Origin of the sequence: Providencia sp. PROV129 (assembly GCF_028482245.1) — a bacterium.
In the GTDB taxonomy this organism is placed as follows: Bacteria; Pseudomonadota; Gammaproteobacteria; order Enterobacterales; family Enterobacteriaceae; genus Providencia; species Providencia vermicola.
On record NZ_JAMPQD010000002.1, the window covers coordinates 23,519 to 49,341 of the forward strand.

The 25,823-nt window shown below is 39.5% G+C and carries 50 protein-coding genes and 1 pseudogene; 21 read left to right on the plus strand and 30 right to left on the minus strand.

The window, feature by feature from the left end:
• The first annotated feature begins 25 nt into the window (after positions 1-25).
• Positions 26-1,423 carry a chitoporin ChiP gene (gene chiP, locus PSF27_RS00815; RefSeq protein ID WP_442958934.1) on the plus strand — a complete coding sequence of 466 codons (1,398 nt, stop codon included), beginning with the start codon at positions 26-28 and terminating at the stop codon, positions 1,421-1,423.
• Positions 1,424-1,629: 206 nt separating this feature from the next.
• On the opposite strand, the gene PSF27_RS00820 is transcribed toward chiP, so the two are convergent.
• From PSF27_RS00820 to PSF27_RS00940, 25 genes and pseudogenes are all read right to left on the minus strand, one after another.
• Positions 1,630-2,163 (minus strand): bactofilin family protein, encoded by a 534-nt coding sequence (locus tag PSF27_RS00820; RefSeq protein WP_241016871.1) that lies wholly within the window; start codon positions 2,161-2,163, stop codon positions 1,630-1,632.
• 675 nt (positions 2,164-2,838) lie between these two features.
• A complete protein-coding gene (gene fur / locus PSF27_RS00825; protein ID WP_004256285.1) occupies positions 2,839-3,288 on the minus strand; it encodes a ferric iron uptake transcriptional regulator in 450 nt (149 codons plus the stop codon).
• Positions 3,289-3,554: 266 nt separating this feature from the next.
• Complete coding sequence (gene fldA / locus PSF27_RS00830) at positions 3,555-4,082, minus strand: flavodoxin FldA (protein WP_206085466.1); 528 nt, start codon at positions 4,080-4,082, stop codon at positions 3,555-3,557.
• 154 nt (positions 4,083-4,236) lie between these two features.
• On the minus strand, positions 4,237-4,530 hold the full coding sequence (ybfE, locus tag PSF27_RS00835; RefSeq protein ID WP_206085467.1) for a LexA regulated protein: 294 nt from the start codon (positions 4,528-4,530) through the stop codon (positions 4,237-4,239).
• 169 nt (positions 4,531-4,699) lie between these two features.
• Positions 4,700-4,930, minus strand: a pseudogene (locus PSF27_RS20930) (type I secretion system permease/ATPase); the annotation flags it as partial.
• 33 nt (positions 4,931-4,963) lie between these two features.
• Entirely contained in the window at positions 4,964-6,010 is a 1,047-nt protein-coding gene (locus PSF27_RS00845) for a tyrosine-type recombinase/integrase (protein WP_210848369.1), read from the minus strand.
• A 204-nt stretch (positions 6,011-6,214) separates the two neighbouring features.
• Entirely contained in the window at positions 6,215-6,439 is a 225-nt protein-coding gene (locus PSF27_RS00850; protein WP_248467891.1) for a hypothetical protein, read from the minus strand.
• Entirely contained in the window at positions 6,436-6,642 is a 207-nt protein-coding gene (locus PSF27_RS00855; protein ID WP_210848370.1) for a DUF4060 family protein, read from the minus strand. The genes PSF27_RS00850 and PSF27_RS00855 overlap by 4 nt, the downstream gene beginning before the upstream one ends.
• 20 nt (positions 6,643-6,662) lie before the next feature.
• Positions 6,663-6,929 carry a DUF5405 family protein gene (locus tag PSF27_RS00860; protein WP_272680671.1) on the minus strand — a complete coding sequence of 89 codons (267 nt, stop codon included), beginning with the start codon at positions 6,927-6,929 and terminating at the stop codon, positions 6,663-6,665.
• A 212-nt stretch (positions 6,930-7,141) separates the two neighbouring features.
• Positions 7,142-7,306 carry a hypothetical protein gene (locus PSF27_RS00865; protein WP_272680672.1) on the minus strand — a complete coding sequence of 55 codons (165 nt, stop codon included), beginning with the start codon at positions 7,304-7,306 and terminating at the stop codon, positions 7,142-7,144.
• 16 nt (positions 7,307-7,322) lie between these two features.
• Positions 7,323-7,601 carry a hypothetical protein gene (locus PSF27_RS00870; protein WP_272680673.1) on the minus strand — a complete coding sequence of 93 codons (279 nt, stop codon included), beginning with the start codon at positions 7,599-7,601 and terminating at the stop codon, positions 7,323-7,325.
• Positions 7,602-7,807: 206 nt separating this feature from the next.
• On the minus strand, positions 7,808-8,431 hold the full coding sequence (locus tag PSF27_RS00875) for a hypothetical protein (RefSeq protein ID WP_272680674.1): 624 nt from the start codon (positions 8,429-8,431) through the stop codon (positions 7,808-7,810).
• A gap of 77 nt (positions 8,432-8,508) precedes the next feature.
• Positions 8,509-9,042 carry a hypothetical protein gene (locus PSF27_RS00880; protein WP_272680675.1) on the minus strand — a complete coding sequence of 178 codons (534 nt, stop codon included), beginning with the start codon at positions 9,040-9,042 and terminating at the stop codon, positions 8,509-8,511.
• A gap of 2 nt (positions 9,043-9,044) precedes the next feature.
• Positions 9,045-9,296: a hypothetical protein gene (locus PSF27_RS00885; RefSeq protein ID WP_272680676.1), complete on the minus strand. Its 252-nt coding sequence runs from the start codon at positions 9,294-9,296 to the stop codon at positions 9,045-9,047.
• Between the two features lie 42 nt (positions 9,297-9,338).
• Positions 9,339-9,506 carry a hypothetical protein gene (locus PSF27_RS20935; protein WP_272680677.1) on the minus strand — a complete coding sequence of 56 codons (168 nt, stop codon included), beginning with the start codon at positions 9,504-9,506 and terminating at the stop codon, positions 9,339-9,341.
• Positions 9,507-9,542: 36 nt separating this feature from the next.
• Positions 9,543-9,983, minus strand: coding sequence for a single-stranded DNA-binding protein (gene ssb / locus PSF27_RS00895; protein WP_272680678.1), 441 nt, complete (start codon positions 9,981-9,983; stop codon positions 9,543-9,545).
• Positions 9,977-10,669, minus strand: a complete 693-nt coding sequence (locus PSF27_RS00900) for a lambda exonuclease family protein (RefSeq protein WP_272680731.1) — start codon at positions 10,667-10,669, stop codon at positions 9,977-9,979. Before PSF27_RS00900 ends, ssb begins: the two co-directional genes overlap by 7 nt.
• Positions 10,669-11,595, minus strand: a complete 927-nt coding sequence (locus tag PSF27_RS00905; RefSeq protein ID WP_272680679.1) for a recombinase RecT — start codon at positions 11,593-11,595, stop codon at positions 10,669-10,671. The genes PSF27_RS00900 and PSF27_RS00905 overlap by 1 nt, the downstream gene beginning before the upstream one ends.
• Complete coding sequence (locus PSF27_RS20940) at positions 11,592-11,798, minus strand: hypothetical protein (RefSeq protein WP_272680680.1); 207 nt, start codon at positions 11,796-11,798, stop codon at positions 11,592-11,594. Before PSF27_RS20940 ends, PSF27_RS00905 begins: the two co-directional genes overlap by 4 nt.
• Positions 11,795-12,061, minus strand: a complete 267-nt coding sequence (locus PSF27_RS00915; RefSeq protein ID WP_272680681.1) for a hypothetical protein — start codon at positions 12,059-12,061, stop codon at positions 11,795-11,797. The genes PSF27_RS20940 and PSF27_RS00915 overlap by 4 nt, the downstream gene beginning before the upstream one ends.
• A 218-nt stretch (positions 12,062-12,279) precedes the next feature.
• On the minus strand, positions 12,280-13,275 hold the full coding sequence (locus PSF27_RS00920) for a cell envelope biogenesis protein TolA (protein ID WP_272680682.1): 996 nt from the start codon (positions 13,273-13,275) through the stop codon (positions 12,280-12,282).
• A gap of 64 nt (positions 13,276-13,339) precedes the next feature.
• Positions 13,340-13,654 (minus strand): hypothetical protein, encoded by a 315-nt coding sequence (locus PSF27_RS00925; RefSeq protein ID WP_272680683.1) that lies wholly within the window; start codon positions 13,652-13,654, stop codon positions 13,340-13,342.
• 11 nt (positions 13,655-13,665) lie between these two features.
• Positions 13,666-13,899: a hypothetical protein gene (locus PSF27_RS20945; protein ID WP_221078513.1), complete on the minus strand. Its 234-nt coding sequence runs from the start codon at positions 13,897-13,899 to the stop codon at positions 13,666-13,668.
• 3 nt (positions 13,900-13,902) lie between these two features.
• Entirely contained in the window at positions 13,903-14,223 is a 321-nt protein-coding gene (locus tag PSF27_RS20950; RefSeq protein ID WP_272680684.1) for a hypothetical protein, read from the minus strand.
• 64 nt (positions 14,224-14,287) lie between these two features.
• Positions 14,288-14,476 (minus strand): hypothetical protein, encoded by a 189-nt coding sequence (locus tag PSF27_RS00940; protein ID WP_088206662.1) that lies wholly within the window; start codon positions 14,474-14,476, stop codon positions 14,288-14,290.
• A gap of 495 nt (positions 14,477-14,971) precedes the next feature.
• On the opposite strand from PSF27_RS00940, the gene PSF27_RS00945 reads away from it, so the two are divergent.
• Complete coding sequence (locus PSF27_RS00945; protein ID WP_136134176.1) at positions 14,972-15,154, plus strand: hypothetical protein; 183 nt, start codon at positions 14,972-14,974, stop codon at positions 15,152-15,154.
• Here the strand turns inward: PSF27_RS00945 and PSF27_RS00950 are convergent.
• Both PSF27_RS00950 and PSF27_RS00955 read right to left on the minus strand, forming a co-directional pair.
• The gene (locus PSF27_RS00950) at positions 15,151-15,303 is read right to left on the minus strand and encodes a hypothetical protein (protein ID WP_161787559.1); all 153 of its coding nucleotides are present in this window, start codon (positions 15,301-15,303) and stop codon (positions 15,151-15,153) included. The genes PSF27_RS00945 and PSF27_RS00950 overlap by 4 nt on opposite strands.
• A gap of 14 nt (positions 15,304-15,317) precedes the next feature.
• Positions 15,318-15,521: a hypothetical protein gene (locus PSF27_RS00955; RefSeq protein WP_272680685.1), complete on the minus strand. Its 204-nt coding sequence runs from the start codon at positions 15,519-15,521 to the stop codon at positions 15,318-15,320.
• Positions 15,522-15,935: 414 nt separating this feature from the next.
• Here PSF27_RS00955 and PSF27_RS00960 point away from each other — a divergent pair, with 414 nt between their 5' ends.
• The 3 genes from PSF27_RS00960 to PSF27_RS00970 all read left to right on the plus strand — a co-directional run bounded on the left by PSF27_RS00960 (position 15,936) and on the right by PSF27_RS00970 (position 16,652).
• Positions 15,936-16,073 carry a hypothetical protein gene (locus PSF27_RS00960; RefSeq protein ID WP_272680686.1) on the plus strand — a complete coding sequence of 46 codons (138 nt, stop codon included), beginning with the start codon at positions 15,936-15,938 and terminating at the stop codon, positions 16,071-16,073.
• A gap of 113 nt (positions 16,074-16,186) precedes the next feature.
• On the plus strand, positions 16,187-16,381 hold the full coding sequence (locus PSF27_RS00965) for a hypothetical protein (protein WP_272680687.1): 195 nt from the start codon (positions 16,187-16,189) through the stop codon (positions 16,379-16,381).
• Between the two features lie 76 nt (positions 16,382-16,457).
• The gene (locus PSF27_RS00970) at positions 16,458-16,652 is read left to right on the plus strand and encodes a hypothetical protein (RefSeq protein WP_272680688.1); all 195 of its coding nucleotides are present in this window, start codon (positions 16,458-16,460) and stop codon (positions 16,650-16,652) included.
• 50 nt (positions 16,653-16,702) lie between these two features.
• On the opposite strand, the gene PSF27_RS00975 is transcribed toward PSF27_RS00970, so the two are convergent.
• The 3 genes from PSF27_RS00975 to PSF27_RS00985 all read right to left on the minus strand — a co-directional run bounded on the left by PSF27_RS00975 (position 16,703) and on the right by PSF27_RS00985 (position 18,616).
• Complete coding sequence (locus PSF27_RS00975; RefSeq protein WP_272680689.1) at positions 16,703-17,059, minus strand: hypothetical protein; 357 nt, start codon at positions 17,057-17,059, stop codon at positions 16,703-16,705.
• Positions 17,056-17,826 carry a hypothetical protein gene (locus PSF27_RS00980; protein ID WP_166687324.1) on the minus strand — a complete coding sequence of 257 codons (771 nt, stop codon included), beginning with the start codon at positions 17,824-17,826 and terminating at the stop codon, positions 17,056-17,058. Before PSF27_RS00980 ends, PSF27_RS00975 begins: the two co-directional genes overlap by 4 nt.
• Positions 17,827-17,968: 142 nt before the next feature.
• Positions 17,969-18,616 carry a LexA family protein gene (locus PSF27_RS00985; RefSeq protein ID WP_272680690.1) on the minus strand — a complete coding sequence of 216 codons (648 nt, stop codon included), beginning with the start codon at positions 18,614-18,616 and terminating at the stop codon, positions 17,969-17,971.
• 98 nt (positions 18,617-18,714) lie between these two features.
• Between PSF27_RS00985 and PSF27_RS00990 the strand changes: the two genes are divergently transcribed.
• The 16 genes from PSF27_RS00990 to PSF27_RS01060 all read left to right on the plus strand — a co-directional run bounded on the left by PSF27_RS00990 (position 18,715) and on the right by PSF27_RS01060 (position 25,577).
• Complete coding sequence (locus tag PSF27_RS00990) at positions 18,715-18,945, plus strand: helix-turn-helix transcriptional regulator (protein WP_316927703.1); 231 nt, start codon at positions 18,715-18,717, stop codon at positions 18,943-18,945.
• Between the two features lie 111 nt (positions 18,946-19,056).
• Complete coding sequence (locus tag PSF27_RS00995) at positions 19,057-19,383, plus strand: hypothetical protein (RefSeq protein WP_211885063.1); 327 nt, start codon at positions 19,057-19,059, stop codon at positions 19,381-19,383.
• Positions 19,384-19,453: 70 nt separating this feature from the next.
• Complete coding sequence (locus tag PSF27_RS01000; protein ID WP_272680691.1) at positions 19,454-20,122, plus strand: GIY-YIG nuclease family protein; 669 nt, start codon at positions 19,454-19,456, stop codon at positions 20,120-20,122.
• Positions 20,122-20,931 carry a hypothetical protein gene (locus tag PSF27_RS01005; protein WP_272680692.1) on the plus strand — a complete coding sequence of 270 codons (810 nt, stop codon included), beginning with the start codon at positions 20,122-20,124 and terminating at the stop codon, positions 20,929-20,931. Before PSF27_RS01000 ends, PSF27_RS01005 begins: the two co-directional genes overlap by 1 nt.
• A 3-nt stretch (positions 20,932-20,934) precedes the next feature.
• A complete protein-coding gene (locus PSF27_RS01010; RefSeq protein ID WP_144141449.1) occupies positions 20,935-21,789 on the plus strand; it encodes an ATP-binding protein in 855 nt (284 codons plus the stop codon).
• 30 nt (positions 21,790-21,819) lie between these two features.
• Positions 21,820-22,155, plus strand: coding sequence for a hypothetical protein (locus tag PSF27_RS01015; RefSeq protein ID WP_272680693.1), 336 nt, complete (start codon positions 21,820-21,822; stop codon positions 22,153-22,155).
• Positions 22,156-22,581: a hypothetical protein gene (locus PSF27_RS01020; RefSeq protein ID WP_272680694.1), complete on the plus strand. Its 426-nt coding sequence runs from the start codon at positions 22,156-22,158 to the stop codon at positions 22,579-22,581. It abuts the gene before it with no gap.
• Positions 22,582-22,592: 11 nt separating this feature from the next.
• The gene (locus tag PSF27_RS01025) at positions 22,593-22,775 is read left to right on the plus strand and encodes a hypothetical protein (RefSeq protein WP_272680695.1); all 183 of its coding nucleotides are present in this window, start codon (positions 22,593-22,595) and stop codon (positions 22,773-22,775) included.
• Positions 22,775-22,996, plus strand: a complete 222-nt coding sequence (locus PSF27_RS01030; RefSeq protein WP_272680696.1) for a hypothetical protein — start codon at positions 22,775-22,777, stop codon at positions 22,994-22,996. Before PSF27_RS01025 ends, PSF27_RS01030 begins: the two co-directional genes overlap by 1 nt.
• The gene (locus tag PSF27_RS20955) at positions 22,983-23,204 is read left to right on the plus strand and encodes a hypothetical protein (RefSeq protein WP_272680697.1); all 222 of its coding nucleotides are present in this window, start codon (positions 22,983-22,985) and stop codon (positions 23,202-23,204) included. The genes PSF27_RS01030 and PSF27_RS20955 overlap by 14 nt, the downstream gene beginning before the upstream one ends.
• Complete coding sequence (locus tag PSF27_RS21180) at positions 23,204-23,392, plus strand: Lar family restriction alleviation protein (RefSeq protein ID WP_442958935.1); 189 nt, start codon at positions 23,204-23,206, stop codon at positions 23,390-23,392. The genes PSF27_RS20955 and PSF27_RS21180 overlap by 1 nt, the downstream gene beginning before the upstream one ends.
• 148 nt (positions 23,393-23,540) lie before the next feature.
• Positions 23,541-24,014: a recombination protein NinB gene (locus tag PSF27_RS01040; RefSeq protein ID WP_272680698.1), complete on the plus strand. Its 474-nt coding sequence runs from the start codon at positions 23,541-23,543 to the stop codon at positions 24,012-24,014.
• 163 nt (positions 24,015-24,177) lie between these two features.
• Complete coding sequence (locus PSF27_RS01045) at positions 24,178-24,330, plus strand: hypothetical protein (protein ID WP_272680699.1); 153 nt, start codon at positions 24,178-24,180, stop codon at positions 24,328-24,330.
• Positions 24,323-24,916: a recombination protein NinG gene (locus PSF27_RS01050; protein WP_272680700.1), complete on the plus strand. Its 594-nt coding sequence runs from the start codon at positions 24,323-24,325 to the stop codon at positions 24,914-24,916. The genes PSF27_RS01045 and PSF27_RS01050 overlap by 8 nt, the downstream gene beginning before the upstream one ends.
• On the plus strand, positions 24,906-25,190 hold the full coding sequence (locus tag PSF27_RS01055) for a hypothetical protein (RefSeq protein ID WP_272680701.1): 285 nt from the start codon (positions 24,906-24,908) through the stop codon (positions 25,188-25,190). Before PSF27_RS01050 ends, PSF27_RS01055 begins: the two co-directional genes overlap by 11 nt.
• A gap of 3 nt (positions 25,191-25,193) precedes the next feature.
• Entirely contained in the window at positions 25,194-25,577 is a 384-nt protein-coding gene (locus PSF27_RS01060; protein ID WP_272680702.1) for an antiterminator Q family protein, read from the plus strand.
• Positions 25,578-25,823: the final 246 nt, after the last annotated feature.

The window sequence follows — 25,823 nt, forward strand, 5'->3', positions numbered from 1 at the left end:
TAAAAAATATTAGAGGAATACAAGAATGGTTAATAAACATGTCAATACTGGCAGGAAGTTGCTCGTCTTAAAAATCGCAATCGCGATGTTACCTATCGCGTATCAACCTATCACTCACGCTGAACAGTTTTTCGAAGATTCAAAACTCACTGGTGGGCTTTATTACTGGCAAAGGGATCGTTCCCGTAAGGATTTAGACCCAAATAGCGATAAATATAAAAAATATGCAGATAATCTGAAGCACTCTACATTTAATGCTAGCCTAGACTTTTCATCGGGCTATTTTCAAGATGTTATTGGTTTGGATTTAGCGGGTTTTACTGCCATCGAGTTATCTAACAGTGGGCCTGCTGCCCCCAATGAAATCGGTTTTAGTGACGCTAAATCACGCTGGGATGAAAAATGGACAGGCGATCGCAGTGGGGTGACATTTTATAAAGCGGCTGCAAAATTAAAATATGGCCCTTTCTGGGGGAGAGGGGGATATATTCAGCCAACGGGTCAGACCTTATTAGCTTCGCACTGGAGTTATATGCCTGGGACTTATCGTGGTTTAGAAGTTGGTGGTGTGTTTGATTTTGAACAAAACGGTGAGTTGAGCATGTCTTATATGTGGGCAGACCGTTATAAAGCACCGTGGTACCGTTCAATGTATGATTTCCGTGAAGCGGATGGTAAAACAGGGATCAGTTATTTGCACTCAATTGGGTTTAAATATGATTTTAAAAACAATTTAGTGTTAGAAGGGGCTTATGGCCAGGCAAAAGATTATATGGATCAGTATTTTGCTAAAGTTTCATATGCCCTGCCTGTGGCTGAACGCGATTTACGTCTCTCATATCAATTCTATGGTTCAAAAGACAAGGTTTCTGATGGCGGTGTTAATGATGTTTATGATGGATTAGCATGGTTGCAAGCGATGACATTAGGGTATACCTATGAGGAGTTTGATTTTAAAGTTGAAGGAACCTATGTTAAAGCAGAAGGTAATCAAGGCTACTTTTTGCAACGTATGACTCCTGGTTGGGCGACATCGAATGGACGTATGGATATTTGGTGGGATGGTCGTTCAGACTGGAACGCCAACAATGAAAAAGCGTTATATGCTGGTGTGATGTATGATCTTAAAAACTGGGATCTTGCGGGTTGGAAAGTGGGGACATCCTATATTTATGGTTGGGACGCAAAACCAAGTACTAACTCCCAATATGCCCAAGATGTGCGTTTAAAAGAAAGTGCGTGGAATTTTGATATATTATATACCGTTCAAACAGGCCGAGCAAAAGACACTCTCTTTAAGTTACACTTCACCAAATATGATAATCATACCGATATCCCTAGTTATGGTGGTGGTTATGGAAATATCTTCCAAGATGAAAAAGATATTAAATTTATGGTAATGATGCCATTTACGGTTTTTTAATGAGTTAAGTAAATAGCGGTTACCATTGTAATATCTATAATGGTAACCAACTAAAAATACACATAGCATATATATGCAATATCAAACTATTAAATAGAATAAGAAAATATACTTATATTTAAAGTTTGAAATTTAAAAATAAGGTGGGGATAGATCCACCTTATTTTTAATATGTAGTCATTATCCTAGTACAGAAAAACAAATGATTATAACGAAGCAATTCCTTTATCATCTTCATTATTAGTGATAGGCGTATCATGTTTTATTTTATCTTTTAATTTTGTGACTTTATCCATATGAGAAACACTATTTTTGACTTTAGCTTGTCCTGAAAGGATGCCGCCTTTTTTAATCGATAAACTGCTGTAGTGAATTGTTCCATGGACTTCGCCATTATTTTCGATACTAATGGACTCAGAGACGCACTCACCCTCAACTTGGCCATTAATAATCAATTCTTTACAAGTAATATTACCCGTCACTTGGCCGTTGAGCATAACTTTTACAGTATTATCTTTCCCTGTAATATTGCCAACCACTTTGCCGTAAATATGCACTTGCTCGTTAGATGTTATGTTGCCTTCAAACATAACATCCCTTGAGATAATTGTATTCGATTTTTCTTCACTAAGCGTTGGGGTTGATATCGTAACTTGTTCTTCTATCTTAGAAATAATATCAGGTTCACGAATTGTAGTTGTTTCTTCTAGAGCTTGTTTGTTTTGTCTTTTGGTGAACATTTTACTTACCTTTTTTTGATTGAAGTATAAGATCAAGAACAGAATTGATAATACAAATGAAAATAAGGTGATGGCAGTATGACGAAAAAACCATCCTATTAAAGTAAGAAACCAGAAGAAAAAACTAGTGTTAATAAAAAGATATGTTTTTTTCATCAGTTAATCTCTTACGAAGTACGAGAGTAATCCAAATAAGTCTAGCTAAAAATATATGAATTACATCATATAATTGTAATTTAACTTTTTTATTACACTAATCTTGCTTATTAAATTAAAAGCAAGCCAAAATTTTGGTCGTAATATGTTGAACTTATTTTAGACATTAATTAGATAAATCATATGACAGTGATATAAAAAACAGATGCAATGTATGTTTTAAATGACGTTATGCATCACTATGATACCATTGTAAATATTTTAAAATAGAGAGATGAATTTATCCGACAAACAATATAAAGGATTTGAAGTGAATTGCAACTTATTATAGAACACTTCAATATTTCACCTTAATGACATATTTTAGTGATAAATATAAAGTGAATAAGATAAATTATGGGTATTCTAACTGGAAAAGGTTAATTTATCGGTGAATTGATGCAATAAAAAAGCCTGATAACGATAGCATCAGGCTTTTGAAGAATGGGTCACCATCAAGTTACGATGGCGATTAATTTATTACTCTTTTGCTTCGTGTGCGTCAGCGTTATCGCGGCAATCACCATCAGCACAGTGGCCATATAAGTATAAGCTGTGGTTAGACAGTTTAATACCATGGCGAGCAGCGATATTTTTTTGGCGGGTTTCAATCGACTCGTCAGTAAACTCAATCACTTTACCACAATCTAAACAAATTAGGTGGTCATGGTGATGTTGCTGAGTTAATTCGAATACAGATTTTCCACCCTCGAAATTATGGCGTGTAACGATACCTGCATCATCAAATTGGTTCAATACACGGTATACAGTCGCTAGCCCGATCTCTTCGCCCATGTCGATCAGCTTTTTATAGAGATCTTCCGCACTGACGTGGTGGCACTCAGGCTCCTGAAGTACTTCCAAAATCTTAAGTCTTGGAAGAGTGACTTTGAGTCCAGCATTTTTCAATGCTTTATTGTTGTCTGTCATGCGGGTTTGTCCTGTATCTTAAATCATAAATTTAACAATAATGAGACATTTTTAACATAAAACCAGTTGTCTTCTAAACTGATTTACAATTATAGGCATGGAAAATAAAAATAGAAACCATGCATTGTCTCATTATTTTGATAATCTCTTATAAGTCTATCCAATAAGGATATTTAATCGATTATTTTAGACTGAATGATGCTCTGAGGTGGTACATTTTGAGCGGAAAATGATTCAATCTATCAGCAACACATATTTTTAATCGACTAGCCGAGAATTTCAGCTAATGACATTTCTTCAGAGATTTGTTTGACCCATGCATCCACTCGTTCATCTGTTAATTCAGGTTGGCGATCTTCGTCAATCGCTAAGCCGATAAAGTGGTTGTCATCCGCCATACCTTTAGAAACTTCGAAGTGGTAACCTTCAGTAGGCCAGTGCCCAACAATCACCGCACCTCGTGGCTCGATGATATCGCGAATGGTGCCCATCGCATCACAAAAATATTCTGCGTAGTCTTCTTGATCTCCACAACCAAAGAGCGCGACAAGCTTACCGTCAAAATCAATTTCTTCTAATGTTGGGAAAAAGTCATCCCAATCACATTGTGCTTCGCCGTAATACCAAGTTGGAATACCAAGAAGTAGAATGTCAAAAGCCTCAATGTCTTCTTTGCTGCACTTAGCAATATCATGAACTTCTGCTACATCTTTGCCTAATCTTTCTTGGATCATTTTGGCAATATTTTCTGTGTTACCTGTATCACTTCCGAAGAAAATACCGATGACTGCCATAAACTGATTAACCTCTTGTTTTTCTAAGAGAGAAAGAAGGAATTTCTCAACTTCTAGAACTCATTTAGAACGAAAATAAATAGAATTTTATGCCTTATTCTGGCGAAAAAACTTTTATAAGTCTGTCAAATTTGTGTGATTTACTAAGAGAGCGTTACTTGAGTATTGTCTCATCAACGTGCTGAAGTTGTGACATCAAGATTTCTTCTATTAATTCACTGCGGCTTATATTTTTTTCTTCAGCTAACTGATTGAGCACAGTAACAGCTTCTTCATTTAGTTTAAGTTCAACTCGACGCAACCCCTTCACTTTATCGCGTTTTAGTTGGTTGCGTTTGTTTATCCTTAGTTGTTCATCCCGTGATAGCGGGCTTGTCTTAGGTCGCCCAGGCCTTCGTTCCTCAGCGAACAAATCCAGAGTTGTACGATCAGTTTGTTCTTTTGCCATGTCTATAATTGCTAAAAGGGTGTGCCAATAATTCAGCGCGCCATGATACCCTAGCTCATCACGCAGTGCTATAGCTTGGAGGTAAGCGAGTGAGCCTGATAGGTTAAAAAAAGTACGCTTTTAGGAAAAAAGCACCACTTGCTATCTAAGTGATGCTTTTTTAGGCATTTTATTGTGTTTGCTGTTGCCATAAACGCGCATAAAGCCCATTCGATGCAAGGAGGTTTTTATGCGTATCCATTTCAATAACTTTCCCTTGTTGAATAACACAAATTTTATCAGCATGCATAATTGTGTTTAGCCGATGTGCGATGCTAATAACTGTTCTGCCTTGGGCAATTAAATGCATATTTGCCATAATTGCAGCTTCTGACTCATAATCTAAAGTTGAAGTGGCTTGTAATTTTGGATGTGTAAAATTAATCGTTGTACATCAGCCAGTTAAAAGTGTTAGATGTGGCTTTTGACTGGCTTCATTCTTCGACTGTGTCGAAATTGTGACATGCTCACTATATTTGGTTAAATGTTGACCGCTAAAGTGTGCGTATTTCTGAACCATTTCCAATGTCTCCCATCCGCCCATTTCTTTAAGTACCATGAGCGGAGTTCCGCTTTGTGCGTGCCAACTTGCCCACGTGTGCCTGAGGTCATGAAAAGTGAAATCAGTTATGCCAGAATCAGCTAGCGCTTGATAGTAGCACTCGCGATAGTGACAGCTTCTTCGTTTTCCGTCGTTTGAAAAAACATAATCACCATCTTTTTCAATTCCATTTAGAATTTCAATGGCTACATCATTTAGCGGCACTGGCCTAGCACGTCCTGACTTTGCGTTATCAGCCGTTACATGAGCAACTCTTCTAACTAGGTCTACACTTTTCCATTTAAGCGATAATATCTCGCTTTTTCTCATGCCTGTTAAAATAGCAATGGAAACAAAATCCCTCATCCACTTAACTTTAATATTAGATAACAGAAGTTCGGCCTCCCACTTTTCTAACCATCGAACCCTTACGGTGGGCTCTTTCATTCTTGGAATATAAGATGCCCTAGTTATCCAGCCCATTTTGTGTGCCAGTGATAGAGCTCTAAGAATGAAAGAACGGTACCGATTCTTAGTTGCGCTTGTTAGCTTACTCTTTGTCATCGGGCTATAATCGGGGATTGAGTTAGCAATATCATCACTAGTGATTGATGATAGCTTTCTTCCACCAAGAATAGCGATAAAATACTTAGAGTAAGCCTGCTTAGTTTTAAAACTTGATTGCCCCTTGGCATCCTTAAGTGCCAAAATAATTGCATCTTCAAATATCCGATCTGGTTGCTTCTCAAGCTTATCCTGCTGCCACAGGTCATGCTTCAGTTTGTCATGATATTCTTGTGCTTTTATTTTGTCTGAGGTGCCAGTAGAGCGTCTAATTCTCTCGCCAGTTGGGGTGGATACATCGACCCAATACTTGCTGCCTCTTTTGTATATTGGCATTTGGTTTTCCTCTTACTACCGACCAAAGCCAGCCGATAGACATTATTGTCGTTAAACTGCGCCTGTTCAAACTTTTTTAGGCTTTCCTTGTTTGCTCTCCATGAGCTACCGACCCTGAACATGTAATATCTTGCAGGGTTTCGGTATACCGTTGAAGATGACAGTCGGATCATCGATGCGTATTCTTTTATTGTATAAAGAGAGTCATCCACTATTAATCTCCTTATCGATAGAGTTGACGTAATAAGTCAACCACATAATCGGTGGGAATTTCTTGTGCTTTTCGCTGAGTGTTAATTGGAATTTCGGAAGATAATCTTTGAGTATTGCTGTGCTTTGTTTGTCGCTGAGTTTTTTGAGTTGCTTTAATTTGTCACGGCATTCCCTTGCTATCTTTCGGCGTCCGTTTTCTAATATCTGTTCATTCATATCCTCTGCCTTTTATTTCTCATTGTTACCATATAAGACTTTTGACAGTTTTGAATTTCGACAGGGTAGATATTCTTTCCTATCTTTATTTTGTGATTAACGATTATTCCAGTTCGATTGTGATTCTTTTTGTGGGCTTCCAATGCCGCATTAATAGCAATCCTTTCAGTGGGCGTGACTTCACCGCGAATGATGAGTTTCATTATCCGCTCCGTTTAATATGCTATTTAATTAATTCCGATATTTGACCTGATAGGCTAGTGCTGAGCTGATTTATTTTGTCATTCATATCTTGCAGCGACTTAATATCATCAGATTTAACTTCAAGCATAAATAACTTTTTAATTAGCATTTCCATTTTTGGATGATAGCTAACAGTAACCATTGTTTCTTTTCCTGCGTTTTCACCTTCTTTTATCGTTTTAATTTCATTAAGAATGAATTGATACTTGTCAGATGTTATTACATATCTACCTAATTTAATTTCCATTGTTGCTCTCCGAATCCTTCACTTCAAATTTAATACCTACATCTTTGTTAATTGATATCTTGATGCACGTACTGTCGCAATAAGGGTTAATCTGGTCACGTTCGCGTTGTAGGTCTATAGATGTTTCACGGTCAGAATAATAAAAGTAACAACAACGAAACCAGTTATCACCAAGCTTAATTATGTCATTCGGATTTAATTCACTTACTGGTTTATTCATTGATTAACTCCAAATCTTCTTCAGGCCACCATGAGGTTTGACCGTCCTCGTCTTCAATTAAATAAGGTAATACAGTCGAGTTATCGTCAACTAAATAAACAGTTCCGTCTTCATCGAGAGGGTGTACTCTAACCTTATCGCCGACTTTAAATTTCATATTCAATCTTTGACCGTTATCTTGTAATGTCTTGAGGGGTTGCAAATTCAACATTATTTCTAATAAAGCTTCTAACTTCCCACATTATCTCAGCTCTTAATTTTCGAAGGTCTCGCTTATTTGGCTTTACTGTATACTCGATATTGCAATAATCTATTAGAGATTTACCCGTGTAAGTATCAATTACTCTTGCTGCAACTTTCCATTTACATTTATTGTGTCTTAACGCTGGGTATTTTATGAATGAAACGTATCCAATATAATACACTTCAAATCCTATGTTATATTTACTCACGAATCACCTCCCCACATTTAATCTCAACATCCCGCACCTGCATTATCTGCATGGCACGGCTCTCGCATTCTTTCTGTGTGTATATTTGCTCAGATACAGGCACAGCAGAACCCTGTATTAGCATGAGTAATACATATCCGATTATTTGCATTAATTGTTACTCTGAATTTTAGACATAAAAAACCCCGCTAGTGCAGGGTGAGTTATTATTCTATTTCCTTGAGTGATTTGGTTACTTCCCATTCTTTTTTCAATAATTTTCTGGAATCATTAGTTATTTTATCAACCAAATTATCTCTATCAGTTTTATTTAATGAATTACTAATTATGTTCTCACTTAATTCCTTTAGGTCGCCAATCAGTAATGAATAATCAGATTCATTAATTGGTAGGAGTAATTTAATATTGTGTAATGCTCTTATTGCATTGCTACCGTGCTCCACTACTAGCTTAAGTCTTTCTCGTTCATCTTCGAACATTTTATCATCAGATTTAAAATCATGTAGATAAGTTCTTGTAAAATCAGATGTTGCAATTATTTCTGATATTTGAGACCTAACATTATTAATCCAAGCCTGCCTCATCGGAGCAATATTATTTGTTATCATTTGCTGGCGAAGTAATTTCTTATCAGCTTCAATTTTAGCTCTTGATGATTCTATTTCATGCTCTAATTTCTGTTTAGCTAAAAGATACTTTTTTCTGTTCCACCAAAAAGTACACGCACCACCAATAGCTCCAGCGATAAGTGTATAAACTATTTTAATTATCACTGACCACATATCTACAATGTCTTTATCAGTTGTGGCTAGGCGTGAGATTTCGCTCATTTGCATTATCCTTAACAAAAATTAAAGCAGGAATCATACTCACATCCCTGTGACTAATCCACTGTCAAAACGCCTACTTAACTCACACTTATTTGTTTTAATGCCTCGCGAACAGCATTTAATCGTGATTCCATTCTTAGATATTTAGGGTTGGGAATAGAAGGCCAATCGTTATACCAAGCATCATCACCAAACAAACTAAGTAACTTACTTCCTATATAGCAATTGCAACAATCACTCTTAACATCATCGGATGATTCAATTAAATCCCAATACTCCCTTGCTTCGTATTGGTCTATTTCATCATCTTTGCGCAGTTCGATAACTTGCTTTTTAGCATATTCAGCATTTGCATCGTTATCATCATCTATCTCAGAGTTTAAATTAGAGTCTAGTTTACCTATCCAGTAGTGATTATTAATCCTATGAATAAACTCAACTAGTGAGCCGCCCATAGAACCCCAAAAACAAGACCATGAATCGCCACTTTCGCTAATAGTAACTCTGCCATTTTTGTTATCACCGTAATCTTCAAGATAAACATGAATGGGGTCGTGACGCTCTATACCTGTTATCACCAGTTTAGTCACTTGAGATTGTTCAACCTTCATACTCACTCCTCATCATTGCATCCCTGCGAGTTAAAATATTCCTTATCCCAATCTGGATATAGCTTTACCAGCTCACGAATTAATTCTGGCACTTGCTTAGTTGGGATGTTCACATACTCACCTCCGTGAACTTTGGCTTCACATGAACCATCGCCACAATTACAGCGTTCATCAATAAATCCTATTTCTAGGCAATCTGGATATTTACCAACCTCTATCACATCATGCTCATTAATTTTAATGTGCATCACCATATATCTATCTCCTGTTTGCATCCTTGCAAATATATCCTTTGGTTATTGGCTATCGATGAAACACTGCTCGCAGCAATAAACAGTATCGCCACCAACAAAAATTTCATCGTCATTTAGTAGTTCTACATCGCAATAAGCACAGTATGAGCAATCTTCCTTTTGCTCTTCTGTTGATTCTCTGTCCTTGTATGGGCTATCGCACCAAGCCATAGGTTTTCTCCTTTGGTTAAATCACATAGGGAAGGGTCAGAAAGGGATATCTTCAAAGTCCTGTGGTGGCTCAAAGTTTTGCTGTGGTGGTTGCTGAGGCTGCACCCATCTACCTTGTTGCTGTGTTTGTTGTGACTGTGGTTTCTTGTCTAGAAACTTCACGATGCCATCCATGCCCACAGTGACCTCAGTCGAATATCTATCTTGTCCTGACTGGTCTTGCCATTTTCTAGTTCTGAATTTTCCTTTTACAAAAACTAGCGAGCCTTTTTTAAGATACTCACCAACGTTTTCAGCTAGTTTCCCGAACACAACAACACGTATCCATTCAGTTTTTTCTTTTTGCTCGCCCGTTTTCTTGTCTTTCCAACGCTCTGAGCATCCGATAGACATAGTTGCGATAGCGTCACCGCTAGGTTGGTATCTAATTTCAGGGTCATTACCAAGATGACCAATAATATTTACTTCGTTTAGCATGGCTTACCCCACTGATTGCCAAATTGAATACCTAATTTATTTAAACCCTGATCCATTACTTCAATGAACTCTGGGACTAATTCGTCGAATTCTTTCATCATGTTTTCGTCCCGCTCAACAGGGAAATATGCAATTTCTTTCCCTGCTGGCATTCGTGGGTCAAAATTTGCAAAGTGCCAGATGTCCTTACCTGTAACCCACATGGAATATTGAACTTGAGCCACATATTCCTTTTTCATTGCATCGATTCCGTTCAATGCTAAGTCGATAAATACGTCCGTGTTATTCGGGCATTTAAGCTCTAATCCTGAGCCATCACTGCAAATGCCATCTGGAGAGCAAGCTATCCGTAGTTGCTCGTCTTTGAATATTATTGGCACTTCCTTTGCCGTTAACCCAGTGTAAAACTCGAATGTCATCCTTGCTTCTAATTCGTAGGTCTTACCCCATTCAAGCGTCCTTGCTGATACTTCCTTGTAAACTCCCGTGCAAACTTCACCAATAAGGGTGTTTAAATATGTTTTCTTTGTGTCTGACCATTTAGTGCCTGACCTTGGCTTGGAAATGACTTTCCATGCCTCAGAGGCAGTCACAACACCTAACCTGATTGACAACCACTCTTCGCTTCCTTGCTCTACTTTTGTTAAATCGATGCCTGTTTTGCTTAGAATGATGTCATCGCTAATCATTTTCCTTCAGCCTTTTTCCTTAGCATGTCGATAATGTCATTAGCCTCAAAAGCGGTTATCTCAGTCGGATGTGATATTGGTCGCTTAAATCGTTTGCTAATGAACGCCATGAATGCGTCGCTCCAATCACCATTAACCTTAATCATTAGGTCTGTGATATCTTCCATTTGCTGTTCACTTGCGGGAGTTACATCACGAGGCTGTGACTGTTCGTTTTTAAAGTCGATGCCTTCGCCAGCTTCGGTATTAACGTAGTCAATGGCTTGGTCTAGTCGTTCTCTGCGAGGCCAGTATTTAGCGGCTTGTTTAACAACAGTTTTCAGAATCATTTGCTCTTCATCTGTAACCCAAGGGCATTTTGCCTTTTTGGATATCCAAGCTTTCCAAGCGGATGACCTATCACGTATTGCATAGATATCTGCAATAGCCATTGTATGAGTTAAGTAGTCGCCATCTTCTGTTTTGACTACTGTGTAAGCGCCGACTATTTCGCCTCTTTGCTCTTGTGTGGCAAAGGCGTTGTATTCATGGCGAGGTGCGGTATCTATTGAGGTGAGTTGGAAATTATCATTCTGGCGTACAATGCTTGATTGACACCACTTAATAGCCCCTGACTGCTGGGCTATATGCATTAATCCCATGTAACTAATATCTAGGCATACTTTCTTATCACGAGGTACTAAGTAAGCTAGTTTTTGCGCTGGGTTTAAGCTAATGCCAATAGCCGCAATGTTCATTACAGCACTTCGAACTGAAACAACGTTATTCACTGCGACATTCGCCAAAAAATCATTATTAGCAAATATCTGCATAGCAAATTCAGACTCCCTTTTAAATGCTATGCTTGGCTCGCTGCATACCTGCTCAAATTCCGTTTTAAGCGGGTTAATAATTTCATATACCTTTTGAACTGCTGCACTCACAATAGCCTCCTTTCGCTTTTGGCTAGCTCAAACCAAGCGTTCCATGCTTCATCTGATTCTTGCTCAGTCATTTTCCTTTTGACTGAAGAGGGAAGGGCGTTCCAAATTAATTCAGTGGTAGCATTTATTAGCTCATCATCCTGATTTGCTATGTGCTCACGGTCTGGAATAGTGACGAAATTTTCATACTCTGAAATTCTCATGCTGCGTCCTTACTTAACTTGGCCACCGCCGAAAATATTAGGCTCCCTTTCCCTCTGGTGATGTACTCTTCCATAAGCGCATCAGTCCATTCATGCTTTAAGAGGAAATCAACTATCTCCTCAATCGGTGCATCCATTGTAGTAAAGAGAGCATCCGTATCTCCCTCTATTTTTTGTACTTCATGATTTTCAATTGATAACCTGAAGTCTTTATCAAACGTTATTGATGGGTAATAACCTTTTGTATTTATGTGCAATGTCATATCCACCTCGGTATCAGCGCCATGAAAGCAATTAAGGAGATAATGAAAGCTATCCAATCCCACTTAATTTTGCTTTTAACTTCATCCTTGAAGCTCTCGCTATTCAGTCGATAGCTGAGTTCCTGACGTTTTAATTCGTTAATTTTTGGCATAAGAAATCCCTCACTTATCGATTGATAGCGATTGTTATTTAGGTTCTGGTGTTGGTGCGGTGGGAATTAGTAATTCATTGTCATGTGGGGGATTTGGTTACTTGCAACTAACTTAATAAATTCAGTCGCTAATTTTTCATCAAATCCGTTACTGACTAAGGCTTTCAATGCCTCTTGATTAAATACACGACGATGTTCTTTATCTTCTTGACGCTTCGCATCTTCCTTACGCTTGCGTTCTTCTTCTGCTAATCGCGATTGCTCAGCTTCAAGGGCTCTTTTGCGCTCAGCTTCGATAGCTAATTGTTTCTCGCGTTCGGCTCTCTCCTGAGCTTCTTTAGCATCACGCTCGGCCTTTTCCTTAGCTTCTTTCGCTTCTTGCTCTGCACGTTGAATAGCTTCCTGCTTTTCACGCTCTGCACGCTCTTGTGCCTCTTTTGCTTCACGTTCGCGCTGTGCTGCTGCTTCGATTTCTTGCTGTGCTTTTCGTTCGGCTTCTAACCTTGCTTGCTCTGCTGCTTGTTTCTTCAGTTCTTCTTCGTGTGCAATACGTTGGCGTTCTGCTTCCGCTTTAGCCTCTGCTAAATCACGGTCGAATTTCTCATTCATGAGCAGGGCGATTTCATGGTCTGACTCGATACGCTCAGCAAGTGCCTTATCGAATGCCGCATTCATTTCTAGCGCTTCTTCGTGCCACGCTAACATTTGCTGTTCTGCTTTTATTCTATCTTGCTCAGCCTCCCATTCGGTAAGTGGCTGGCGAACTTTATCGCGTAGAGCGTCAAGTCGGTCGCGCACTGTCTTTCGGTTGGCATCTATAAGCTTAGGGATTTCCTTCAGCTCTGCGACTAAGTCTTTTCCAAGCCCATCGAGATAAGTTTTCGACTGCGCAACCCTGTACGCGAGAGACTTGATTTCTTTTCGACCCTTGTCAGTATTAACATCATTAACAAATGAGTTAACCTCGCTCTCAATTTTGCTAATAATATCTTCGACGCTATTTGATGATTTAAAAACATCAAGCGCCTTAGATTTCTCAATTACGACTAATTCATTTGCCATTTCCTATGTTCCTTATGTGCGTATTCCTCACTATTAATAGCGATATGAATGATTAAGTGGTGGGTTACTGCTGACCGAGGGCTTTTGCGATTGCTGCTTTGGCTGTGTCTATTGCGTCCGATAAGTCACCTAGGCCATCAATAGCCTCTTTTGCGCTTTCCGTTAGCTCAATCAAAGCCTCTAATAACTCTGGTGCTGCTGCGATTAGATGGGCGTTGGCTAGTGATTGTTCATATCCAACAACTGTTGAATCAAGTAAATACATATATTCACAACTATCTATCTCCATAGTTTGGATATCAAAATACTTATCATCCCATTTTCCTTTGATGTCGCGCTCTTCAATAAGCCAAGGCGCTGGCGTTCCTCTAAATTCCATATCACCACCACCTAAAGCTTAGCTACAACTACGTCATAGTTCACTTCAAAGTATTTGCATGTATCCTTTAACTTACTGAAGTCCATTGCGTGATTTATTGCACTAACTTCACTCTGTGTTAGTTTCCCATCTCTGTAATCATTGAAGCTAACTAAAAGTAATTTTCCACCAAATGCTTCCACACTTTCTTTTAAAAGCGGCTCCTTGCCATCCTCATACTCAACTACGAATGTCATTTTTCCCATATATCACCCCCTAGCCTTTAACATTGCATCTGCTATTTGATATGCTTCTTTGGCAAACTCATTCATGTAACGCTCATCGAATCCAATGCATCCATAATCAAAATGCGTAATTAATGATTGCATAGCCGCTTTCGCGAAATAATCTCTGATAGTCGCATCACTTGCCATCAACTCAGGTTCTTTACCATCTGGACGCCACAGCAAATCATAGTCGCCGTTATCATCGAAACTGGTTACTTGGTATTTCCAGCGATGACCTTTGAATTCGAAGGTTTCATTTGAGCAAGAATGGTGACGTCTATCTTTCGGGAATCTTGCGTTCATGTACTCCCTGTGCTCTGGCGAGTTTTTATATATTTTCAGTGTTATTGTCATACTCCCTCCGTTATTAACAAGTAACTAAATAACCCTGACTTTTAAGGTATTTAATTATATTTTCTTCACTAATAGCGGTTCTGAGCACTTCATTTTGGTATTCTTCTGGAATTGAAATATCAGCCACATCGATGACCTTTACCTCCATTATTCCAACCCCTGAACTGCAATCAGCAGATGAGCACAAAATCGTAATATCCATCTCTATCTCCTATCTATTAATCAACTCACCAACCTATTGATAATCCACACTCTCGCAGTGGACGCGCTCATGCCCTTGAGTTCATGCCGCTCAATCGCCGCTAATAACTGGTGCGTATTTGGCTTGTACGCTGCTTTACCAGAGCTATTTGTAATATAGGAACCTTGACCCGTCGCTACACAGGCTAGCGATCATGCTATTCAGGGGTTAGTCACTACCTAACCTTTGCCGATATGCGGCTGCGGTCTATCCGATTTTCTTGTTACATAAATCCTCCGATTCAAACGGTACTTACATCTATGGCGAGACCGATTTATCGCCTTTGGCTTATTGTCGTGCTGTCAAAAAAGCTACCTCACCACAGCCCACAGAATGGACTGTAATTAGTTAACTGTGCCTGCTTTTAACCACGTCAGGCGAGGTGGTTTCCTTCCTTTCCACAGTCAAGGAAAATTGATATATTGGTTATTCCACAGTCAAAATAAGGAATGTTTTATGTCAGATGTGATTGATCCAAAGAAAAACCCTGAACAGGCTGCTCAGCAGCTTTTAATTGAAATGATTAGAGCTGGAAAGACAGGGCCTGCTTTTGGTGCTGGTATTCAGAATAATGAAAACGCTCTTATTCACACCTTTACGGCGCTGAGTAATCACTTTAAAAAGCTAAGTGAGTCTTAATTACTTTCGTACAGGGCAATAAATGCTCTCTTTACAGAGCTGGCTAAATCTTCTGCTAGCTCTTTAGATATACAGCTTGCTTTCATGATTTCAGATAATGTTGATGCTGCAATTATCTGTATGTTTTCTGGTAGGTCTTCAAATTTCATTTTCTATCTCCTATTTAACGTGCCGTAACACTTCCATCACTCATAATTGGCTTGCGTAGCCGTGGTTGCTTGCGTGTGTCTAGTGCTGGTTTGAGCTTCTTCAACTCAACGATTATCTGCGCCATAACATCGAATGAATTAACCTTCCGTGATTCTTCTTTGCGCTGTTCCATGCGCTTCTCTTTCCTGCGTAATTTGTAACGCTGTCTTGAGTTCATAATAAAATCCTCAGTTAGTTAACTTTGGTGATTGGTGGTAGGTGCTGAGCTCCTACTCGGCGGCTACCCATCCTAGCCCTAAGCTAGGTGCTGACCGCTGGCTGTAGCGCATCAGCCTGCGCATTCACCGATCCCAAAGCTAACTTCACTTTGGCCTCCCGTTTGCAAGGAGGAAGCTAAATTATTAAAGAGCATAAGGCGTATATTTCATGTTGCTTGCCTTCGATGGAGTTAAATGCATACGATTCGTAGATGATTGTAAATACAAATTGTAGACTTTGTTTGCATAATGGTGTCAACTATTTGTATTTTCAGGTAATTTATTTTCAAAAATAATTTATCTTGCGAGGGAAATCACACTAAATAGAACGAAACTTACACAGTACTGTCTAAAAAACACACATTGGGGGACTTATGAATACATATAATGATAGAACGAGATTGATTTTATCTGAGATAGGCATAATGACGGTTGAGTTGATATCGATAGGCAGCAAAGTTGATGGATACGGGATATTTGATGGGTTGTATGTGAAAGCATGGGTGAAATGAACTCTGTAAGAAAATCCATTCTTAATGAAGCAATTGCTATGATTCAGGTTATGCGTAGATAAAATCGTGTGAATTTATCTCATTTTTGAGCAGATTAAATGGAGATGCAGAGCATGGCAGCAAATAGCTTGAATAACATTATGTGTGAGATAGGTCATGCAACTGTTAAGTTGCTTACTGGCAATATGATTGTATTTAAATCGACATTAAAAAATGAGTTGGCTGAAAGAATATCAGCAACAGATGATGCTAAGTACATAACAGTGTTGAATGATGCTATTGATTTTCTGGACAAAGATGTTAAGTAGGCAAAAACATACAAATCTTATGTGGGTATACCTAATCCGAGGTGTTACTGTGTATAAAACACACTGAGGTAATATTATGGATACTGAGCAAGATGTAATCTACATGCGTGTATGTCAAGTGGTTGGCAGAGCTGTAATGCTGCTGAACGAATCAAAGCATAACATTACTGGTGAGCGCATATCTGCAATACTAAAAGAACAAAGAGAAAGTGAACGGAATAAGCAGTCAATTGTGATATACGGGATAGCTATAGATTTGATGGGTGGATAGGGCACAAAAAAGCCCTCGCGGGGAGGGCTGGGTATAAATGATTTTTTAATTTAGAATAGGGATAAGCCTTTTTTTACTAAAATTATAGTTGATTTGGCATCTGTTTCGTCAATGTTGTGCTCTAAATCATAATCAGCAACAACTCTTTGTTTTTTAGTTTGCTCTAAAAGAGCTGCGAGTTTAAGCATGGTGGATTGATCTAAATCTTCACTTTTGTTTTCATTTCTACTTCTTAAGTAAGAAATAACCCCGCTATGTGACGTTGGAGGACAGTGCTTAAGCTCGGAGCAAACCGAGTGATACAGTGAGTAATAAGATCGAGATACAGCATTTCTATTGCTTATCTCGTTATTATTAATTAAAACGCTTTCAGCAAAATCAAGAAAATCAGACGGTTTTATACTCATAATGATGCCACCCCAACTCCACTATGTGGTTTAAACCATCCTGTAATGCCCCTCTCCAAAAAAGAGTCATTCTCAGAAATCATCATGGCTAGTTCAAAATCTAGATTAGCTAAAAGCTCAGGGTCTTTAGTGGCTATAGTTGTTATGAATGCAATTTCATTGCATTCTTTATCTATGTAGTGTTGGGTGGATAGTGGAATAGCCTTTAGCTTTTCACATACTTCTAGTATTTGGCTATTCATCCATTCGAAATCATTTTTCGTCATTTTCCCAATGGACATAAAGTCACCAAAATTGTGTGAGAAGTAATCATATTGGCTGATTATATGTTCATAATTGAAATTCTGCAATGGCCTGCTTTTTAACAGAGCGTCAAGCTCAGACTTTGCAGCCTCAACATCACCAAAAAAAATTGCAGAATTCACAGAAACAATATGTATAACTGGAGCCGTTATCCTGCCGATTATCTTATATGATTCTTCAATGTATTTCTTTACCTGCTTTGTTGTATTTAGGTAAGCAAAATAATTTCTCTGAACCCTAGAATTATTTGATTGCAAGGCAACTCTAAATGATTCGTTTGCTTTATCAAACAAACCGCTTGCTGCATAAGAAAGCCCATTAATCATATGCCTTATGTCATATTCTGGAATATCTGCGGCCTTGTCTAAGTATTTTTTTAGAGTGAACCTATCCATTATAACGCCTTCAGAAATGAAAGAGGTAAGCTCATCTTGAAGTTCGTCTGCTATTGGTTTTGGTATCATTTGCTATCCCTATAAAAAATATCACACCCTAAAACGTGTCGTCAGGCCACTAGATAGTTAACACTCTCAAAAGCGACAACCATCGAAACCAAAAACTTAACTTTGTTATTTCGAGCCCAATGTAAGAATCTCATTTTCATCCTTAGAATGTGTCGTCAGGCCACTGAGACTTAACCACCTTTCCGATAATCTGGCAGTTGCCATTAATTGGGATCAGCTTATAGTCGTCATTTAATGGGGCTAAGTACTCATCTAGACCTTCGCGGATAAGCTTCTTAAATGTAAACTCGTCATTTAGTAAACGAGCAACGCAAAAATCGCCAAACTCAACATCTTGCTCTGGATCAACAAGTATCAGCATTCCTTCAGGGAAGCTTGGGCGTCCACCTTGCTTGGCTGTCATTGAGTGACCTTCAACCTCCAACCAAAATGCGCTATCGCTTGCTTTTTTGGCTGTTGGTATCCATGCAATGGCATCACTCTCTGTGTATGAATTGCTATTTTCGGTAAATGAACCGGCTTGCACCTTCGAGAGCAAAGGGTAAAGGTATGTCGGCTCAGTTCTACAGATAGAATCTTCATCAACACTGATAGTGCCATCTTGATTTATTGTAGGATTGTTGATGCCAATATATGCAAGTATCCCAGCTATTTCGCTAAATGCTGGCTCCCTCTTACCTGTCATCCAATGCCCAACGGCACCTTTCGATACTGAAAAATGCTCAGCCAGATGATCGTATGTAATGCCCTTATCTTTCATAAGGGACTTGGCTAGTTCATACCATTTCATTTTCATAACCCAATAATACGATATGTATACATAAATGTAGACAGACAATATGTATACTTTTATATTGAAATTACGGATACTTTATGTATACTCTCGTAATGAACAATAAGGAGGTTCAGATGAATTACATAAGCCGATATAGAAAAAAGCTTGGGCTTACACAGACAGATTTAGCTAAAGAGCTAGGCTGCACAAAAGGAAACATTAGCCATTATGAAAATGGCAGACGTAAAGCAGACCTTGAAGTATGCAGACAGCTAGTTAGCTTTTTTAACAATAATGGGATTAACGTCACTATCGATGACATTTTTCCGCCTAAAGCAGCATAGATTTACTCGTTCTTTAACATCTTATCCGCTCTCCTTGCAAACGGGAGAAAACTTAACTCACAGGATCGTGAGCAACGGACTAACTGTATCAATAATATGGAATATTAAATTATGGACTACGCAACAACACGCAAAAACTTCAATCAATTCGTATCAAATCATCTAATCGCTACGGCATTACAAGCATTGAGAGCTAAGTCTCAGTCTGTAGTGGCAAAAACATTAGGTGTGCATGACTCAACAATTCTACGCAGAACTGACAAATTTCCTGAGCTATGCGAAACGCTTGCAGCTTCGGGGATTAAAGATTTTGTGCTGGAAGGTGAGAGAAAAATATCAGAAGAGGAATATCGCTTTTTGTGGAAGCAAATCGGAGAGCTTTCTTTGATGAGAACAAAAGAAAACGCCCCAATTGTTGGAGCAATCGAGGCGCATTAGTAAATCATTCACGGGAGTAATTATACATGAATATTAATTACACAACAAATCGATATGGAGGTCGAGAATAATGGGTATAGGACACCTGGGTGAGATGGATGTTTGTAGAGATATTCATAAAACAGCTGATCTACCCGATAGCTTCAGAACTGAAGGTTGGGTTTATGTTCTTAGTAATGAGTATATGCCTGGCATATATAAAGTGGGAATGACAACTACATCACCTGAAAACAGAGCTAAAGAGCTTTCATCAGCTACAGGCGTTCCAGATAAATTCCGAATAGAAGCTTCTTTCTATTCTGACTCTCCAGCAGAAAATGAAGCTTTTATTCATAAGCACTTATCGAACTTCAGAATAAACGAATCTAGAGAGTTCTTTAAGTGCGACCTGGAAGATATCACAGAGATATGCTCAGAGGTTTGCCTCGCCTTAACTGGAGACAAGGTTGAGGATTTAGCGGATACCTTTGACATTATATGCACAGAGTCATTGAACGAGCTAAGACTTGACGAATTATTTGATTCTATAGGTATCAGTGTTCTTGGAAACAAGTTGGCTACCGCAGAGAGATTGATAAGGCTTGCTGCGCATCTCTGCCAGAAAAAATTCAGCGAGTCACATTCCCTTTACTTTACCAATGGCTCGGCCTTGTTGATCCAGAGCTACATTGGTCAGCAGCGGGAAGAATGGGAAAAGAAATACCCTGATTTAGCAAAAATAACGGAGGTACCTTTCTAATGGCCAGAGCAAGAAATATTAAGCCAGGCTTTTTCACTAATGATGATTTAGCAGAGTGCGAGCCATTGGCTCGTATTCTTTTTGTAGGCTTATGGACAGTTGCCGATCGTGAAGGTCGACTAGAAGATAAACCACGCAAAATTAAAGCTATGGTTTTGCCTTATGACGATGCGGATTGTGACAAATTACTCGCTCAATTACATGGCAAAAACTTTATCACTAGATATGCAGTAGATGGGAATGAGTTTATCCAGATTAATAACTGGAAGAAACACCAGAACCCTCACATGAAAGAAGCGGCTAGTGAAATACCAGAACAAGTCACGCAACCTACTGATATTAAAGAAGCACCAGAAAAGCACTATACAAGTACAGTACAAGAACAAGAAGAGAATCAAACTATCCCTGCTGATTCCCTTAACCTGATTCCTGATTCCCTTAACCTGATTCCCTATAACACCCAAGCCGAAAAAACGGCTTGTCCTGGTGATGAAAAAAAATCGTCAGACAATGTTCAACCGATAGCAAAAAAATATGCATTCGAGGGACAGGTTATTCGACTCAATCAAAAAGACTTCGATACCTGGAATGGATTATTTCCAAATATCGACCTGGTTGCAGAGTTAACACGTTTAGACCTGGAGTTCGAGAAGGACAAACCTAAGAACTGGTTTAGCACAGCAAGCGCGAAGCTGAACTACCAGAACAAAAACGCCAAACCTACCTGGACGCCTAACAAGCGAGTAGCCAGTGAGAACTTTGGATCCAAGGATTATGGACAAACGGATATGCCAACATGGGTGAATTAAATTATGAACCTGACAGAAAGAATTCAAGAAATCGAAAAGCACCTGGCAGAGATTGATAAACAACCTGCTGAAATACCAAACACAGAAATTCATTACCTGGATATTGAATGTGAAACTCATGGAGCATACCAGGCTAGAAAGCGAGTAAGCACAAGTGGATTAAAACTCGCATCCAGACCATCACCATGCCCTAAATGCCTGCTTGAAGAGCTAGAAAAATTAAGGGCTGAAAAGCAGCAAAGTGACGAGCGTGGCAAAAAGCGCCTTATCGAAAAGCTCCTGGCTGAACTAAATATCCCTGAACGTTTTATTCCATGCACCCTGGATAATTACGAGCCAGTTAACCAGGATGCAGCTAGAAACCTAAGTGTTTGCAAGGCGTATGCAAACAAGTGGACGGATAGACTACGGCAGGGTGGCGGTTTGGTTATGTGTGGCAAGCCTGGAACTGGTAAAAATCATCTAGCCCTGGCTATTGCCCGACACGTGATTGAGCAACACCAGGATTCCGCACTATTCACAACCGCATTACGGATTGCCAGAAAGTTCAAATCAACCTGGAGTAAAAACGCGACCGAAACGGAGTCAGATGTTATTCGAATTTATACCAACCCTGATTTGCTGATAATCGACGAAGTAGGCGTTCAATTCGGGTCTGAAGCTGAAAAGCTGATCTTGTTTGAAATCATCAACACCAGGTATGAGCGAATGAAACCAACCATTCTAATCAGTAACCAAACCAGGGAAGAACTAGGCGCGTTCATCGGCGAACGGGTCATTGACCGTATGAGTGACGGTGGCGGTTGTACATTGGCTTTCACCTGGGATAGTTACCGATCACGTAAGCAAGCAGCCTAACACACCAAATCATAAGGACTTCTAGATGAGATGGAAAAAGAAAATTTATTCACCAAGTGCAAGCAGCTAACTGATGAAAACAGGGAGCTAAAAACCGAAAGGGTTATCTCAAGAATTAAAATATCAAACCAACGATTAGAAATAGAATCACTACAGCGAGAACTGGAAATTAAAAACTTCGATGTTTCTTGCATCCCACCAATACAAATCACCCCAAAAGTTACTGAATGGCTTTCTGAGCACGGAATGCCGTGGGAAGTGTTTTATTGTGACAAATGCAAAAGTTGGTTTACTGAGCTAGATACTTTATTTCCTTGGGGCATTGATAACAGAGGTTGCAAGTGCGACCAACAAGAGGACTTCTAGATGAAAACGCGGCAAACAAAAATGGAGCTCGTCGCATACCAAAAGGATGACGACAAGAAAGTCAAAACCTATCAACTTCTTCACTACAACGAAAAAACACGCTTGGAGCAGAAAATAAAAGTCACCAAAAGACAGGCGCTTCATGGATGGGAAGTTAGTTTGAATTTGGATGATTTTCCTAGGCTAGAAACTGAAACTGAGGCTTTGATGAAAGAACGCAAGCCACTTTTTGTTAATAGCGCTCCATTTCTTGATGAAAATTTCAACCAAGTCTCAGTTGATTTAGCAACAGCAAGACGCAAAGCGAATGAAATGGAAAGGAAAACACGAAAATTAAACTGGGGTAAAAATGCAATTGGTTTTGTTTTTGAGGCAGAGACTCATTTCAATGTTTCAGTCGGGTTTGAATGTAGAGCATTAAATTAAAGGATTGAGTGATGAAAGGAACAACGTTAACAGAGCTGAACTGGGCTTACACTGACGAAGCGACCAGAAGAAAGCGCAAATACATCAAGCAAACGAAAGATTATAACCGACACTTTTTCAAGCCTTATCGCTGCATGAGAGTAGCTAAAAAGTTGTTTAGGCTGGAACTTAACAAGTTAAGGGGAGGCATCTAATGCAGGGAACTAATCCAACAGAGTTTGAAGAATGGTGCGCGAAAGAAATGGGGCACACGGTTGAGTATATGGTCATGCAACGCAATAAAAACATGCTTGGCGGCACTGTTTACAAGCATGAAGAAATTGATAAGCGATATCGAGCTTGGAGTGCCGCTACGTCATATATCAGGAAAAACCTAATATTCAGAAAATCTGGAGGTCAGAATGCAGGTAACTAATTGGGTTAAACATAGCAGTAAGCAACCAGAGAATGGCGATTTTATTTTGTTCGTAAGTGAAGGCGTTATGTATGTAGGTGAGTATGAAGCGGGTGACTTAGACGAGAGTCCGGTTGTTTATATAAGTAATGCAGATGGAAGCAATTCAGTATTTTACGACGATTTCGAATTCTGGATGCCTCTCCCACCAATGCCAGAGGGTGAATGATGAATGAACTCAAGAAATGCCCTGAATGCGGAGAGATACCAGAGTTTATCAGGTTTCAGGTCGATAAAACCAAGCCGTATTTGGTAACAGTTGTTCATGACTGCAAGGTTAAAGGATTAATTGAAGTGACCGACACGAGCCGTCAATCAGCCATAGCAGCATGGAACAGGAGAGCTAACAGTGAGTGATAAATTAAAGTGTCGCCGTTGTCGCAAAGTATCAGAACTAAAAGAGCTTAAGAAAATACAGAAAAATGACTGTGTTGTTTTAGTATGCCCTAACTGTAATTGCAGAAACTTCAACAACGTGTCACAGGGAAAATGAGCAGGAGGTTAAATGTCACTAAAGACATACTATCTCAGTAGTAAAAACATCAGACAGAACGTCATCGAAGTAATACAAAACCTACCAATAGATTCAGCCAAGCCATACGAAGTCAAACTCTCCGAACCTAAACGAACCAAAGCACAAAATGACCGCATGTGGGCAACTCTTACTGATTTGTCTGAGCAGGTTATGTGGCATGGCCAGCGGTACGATAAAGAGGATTGGAAGGACTTAATCACCGTACTGAATAAACAGGTCAATGGTGGTACTCAACGGTCGGCTGTCGGGTTAGGCGGCGGTATTGTCTACTTCGGTGAACGTACTAGCAAAATGCGAGTAAAGCAGATAGCTGATGTTATCGAATGTGCTCACTGGTTCGGTTCACAAAATGGCGTGAAATTCACTGATGACGCAAAGAGAGAGCTGGAGTGGGCGCAACGTATAGGTGACAAACAGAAACTCAAGGAGCAGCAAGAGAGATGAACATCATATCAAAAATGGCAATCGCTATGGCGTCACTAGCATCACAGAACGCCTTATGGGCTATCAACCATAGTCGCAGTTGGTACAGTTACCCCACATCAACTAAGCGCATCACAGGTCACGCAAAGATAAACCGAGCAGCCAAGAAGCGGAGGGCGAGAAAGTGAGCAAGGAATCATTACGCAAAGCACTTAAAGAAAACCCTGAATGGGTAAAACGATATTTAGGGCTAGATAAGCCATCTAAGATTAGAACCCGACACGTAATTCTATTCTTTTCGATTGTTACTTTAGCGATGGGGTTTATGTATGGCTAACCAAAGGCGACGGCGCTGTAAAATATGTAGAGAGTGGTTTCATCCCAAGTACGAAAATATAGAGTGGTGTAGCCCAGAACATGGAGCAGAATTAGCAATCAAGCGACGAAGTAAGGAGAGAGAAAAACTAGAAGCCAAACTCAAGAAAGAACAGAAGCAAAAAGAAGTAAAAGCCCGCGATAAACTCAAAGCCCGCAAGTTAGCAGTAAAACCCCGCAGTTATTGGATTAAACAAGCACAACAAGCCGTCAACGCATATATCAGAGAAAGAGACCGTGATTTGCCATGCATATCATGCGGAACGTTTCAATCTGCTCAGTGGGATGCCGGTCATTATCGGACTACCGCTGCGGCTCCACAACTGAGATTCGATGAGCGCAATATCCATCGGCAATGTGTTGTTTGTAATCAGCACAAGTCTGGGAATCTAGTTCCGTATCGCGTAGAGCTTATTAATCGAATAGGGCATCAAGCCGTTGAGTCTATCGAGTGTGATCATGAGCGCCACAAGTGGACTGTTGATGAATGCAAAACCATCAAAGAGGTTTTTAGGAAGAAACTAAAGGAGCTGAAAGATGCTGGCTGAGATAACAACCATTCCAGAATTACTCATCAAAACGTATGGAAATATGGCAGAAGTTTCTAGATATCTAGGATGCTATCGAGCGACGGTAAAAAAATACTCGAAAGATGTTAACGCTGAAGGTCATGTAGTTATCAATGGTCGCCTAATGACAATATATAAAACAAGAGTGAATGGCACTTCCAGTCTCGCCAAAGAATTAGATAGTGCCGTTTCAAATGCTGAATACATTAAACCCGAAGCTGACTGCAAAAGCTCGCAAATTAACACGAGGTGAACAATGCGCGATATTCAACAAGTGTTAGAGCGGTGGGGGGCTTGGGCAGCGGATAATACAGAGTCAGTGCAATGGTACTCTGTGGCGGCTGGATTCAGTAGTTTAATTCCAAGTAAGGTGAAGTCACGAGACCAGTGTTGTGAAGATGATGCAATGATCATCTCTGAGTGCATAGCTAAGCTAAATAAAAAAGATAGCGAAATGCATGACCTGATACTCGATTATTATCTGTTTGGTATGACATTCATTCAGCTGGCTAAAAAGCACAAATGCTCTGACACTCACATCGGTAAAAAATTACAGAAAGCAGAGGGGCAAATTGATGGAATGTTGATGTGGTTGGATGTCACTTTGGAAATGGATAAATATGTAGAGATAATTCATTAAATTGCTTTACGATCGTAAAATAGCTGATATTGTGATAAGAGTGACAACAACGTCAGCAGCTTATAGAGCCTCACTTCGGTGGGGCTTCTCTATAATGGTAAGGTGCGTCTTGGTGAGTAACATCACCCTTGCTTAGCATGGAGGCCGCATCTTAACCATTGTGGAGAATGCTAAAGCCAGTTAGCACCAGTAATAGCCTGATGCTCGGGAATAGGAAACTTGGGAATGCGGTAGAGCGCATCGAAT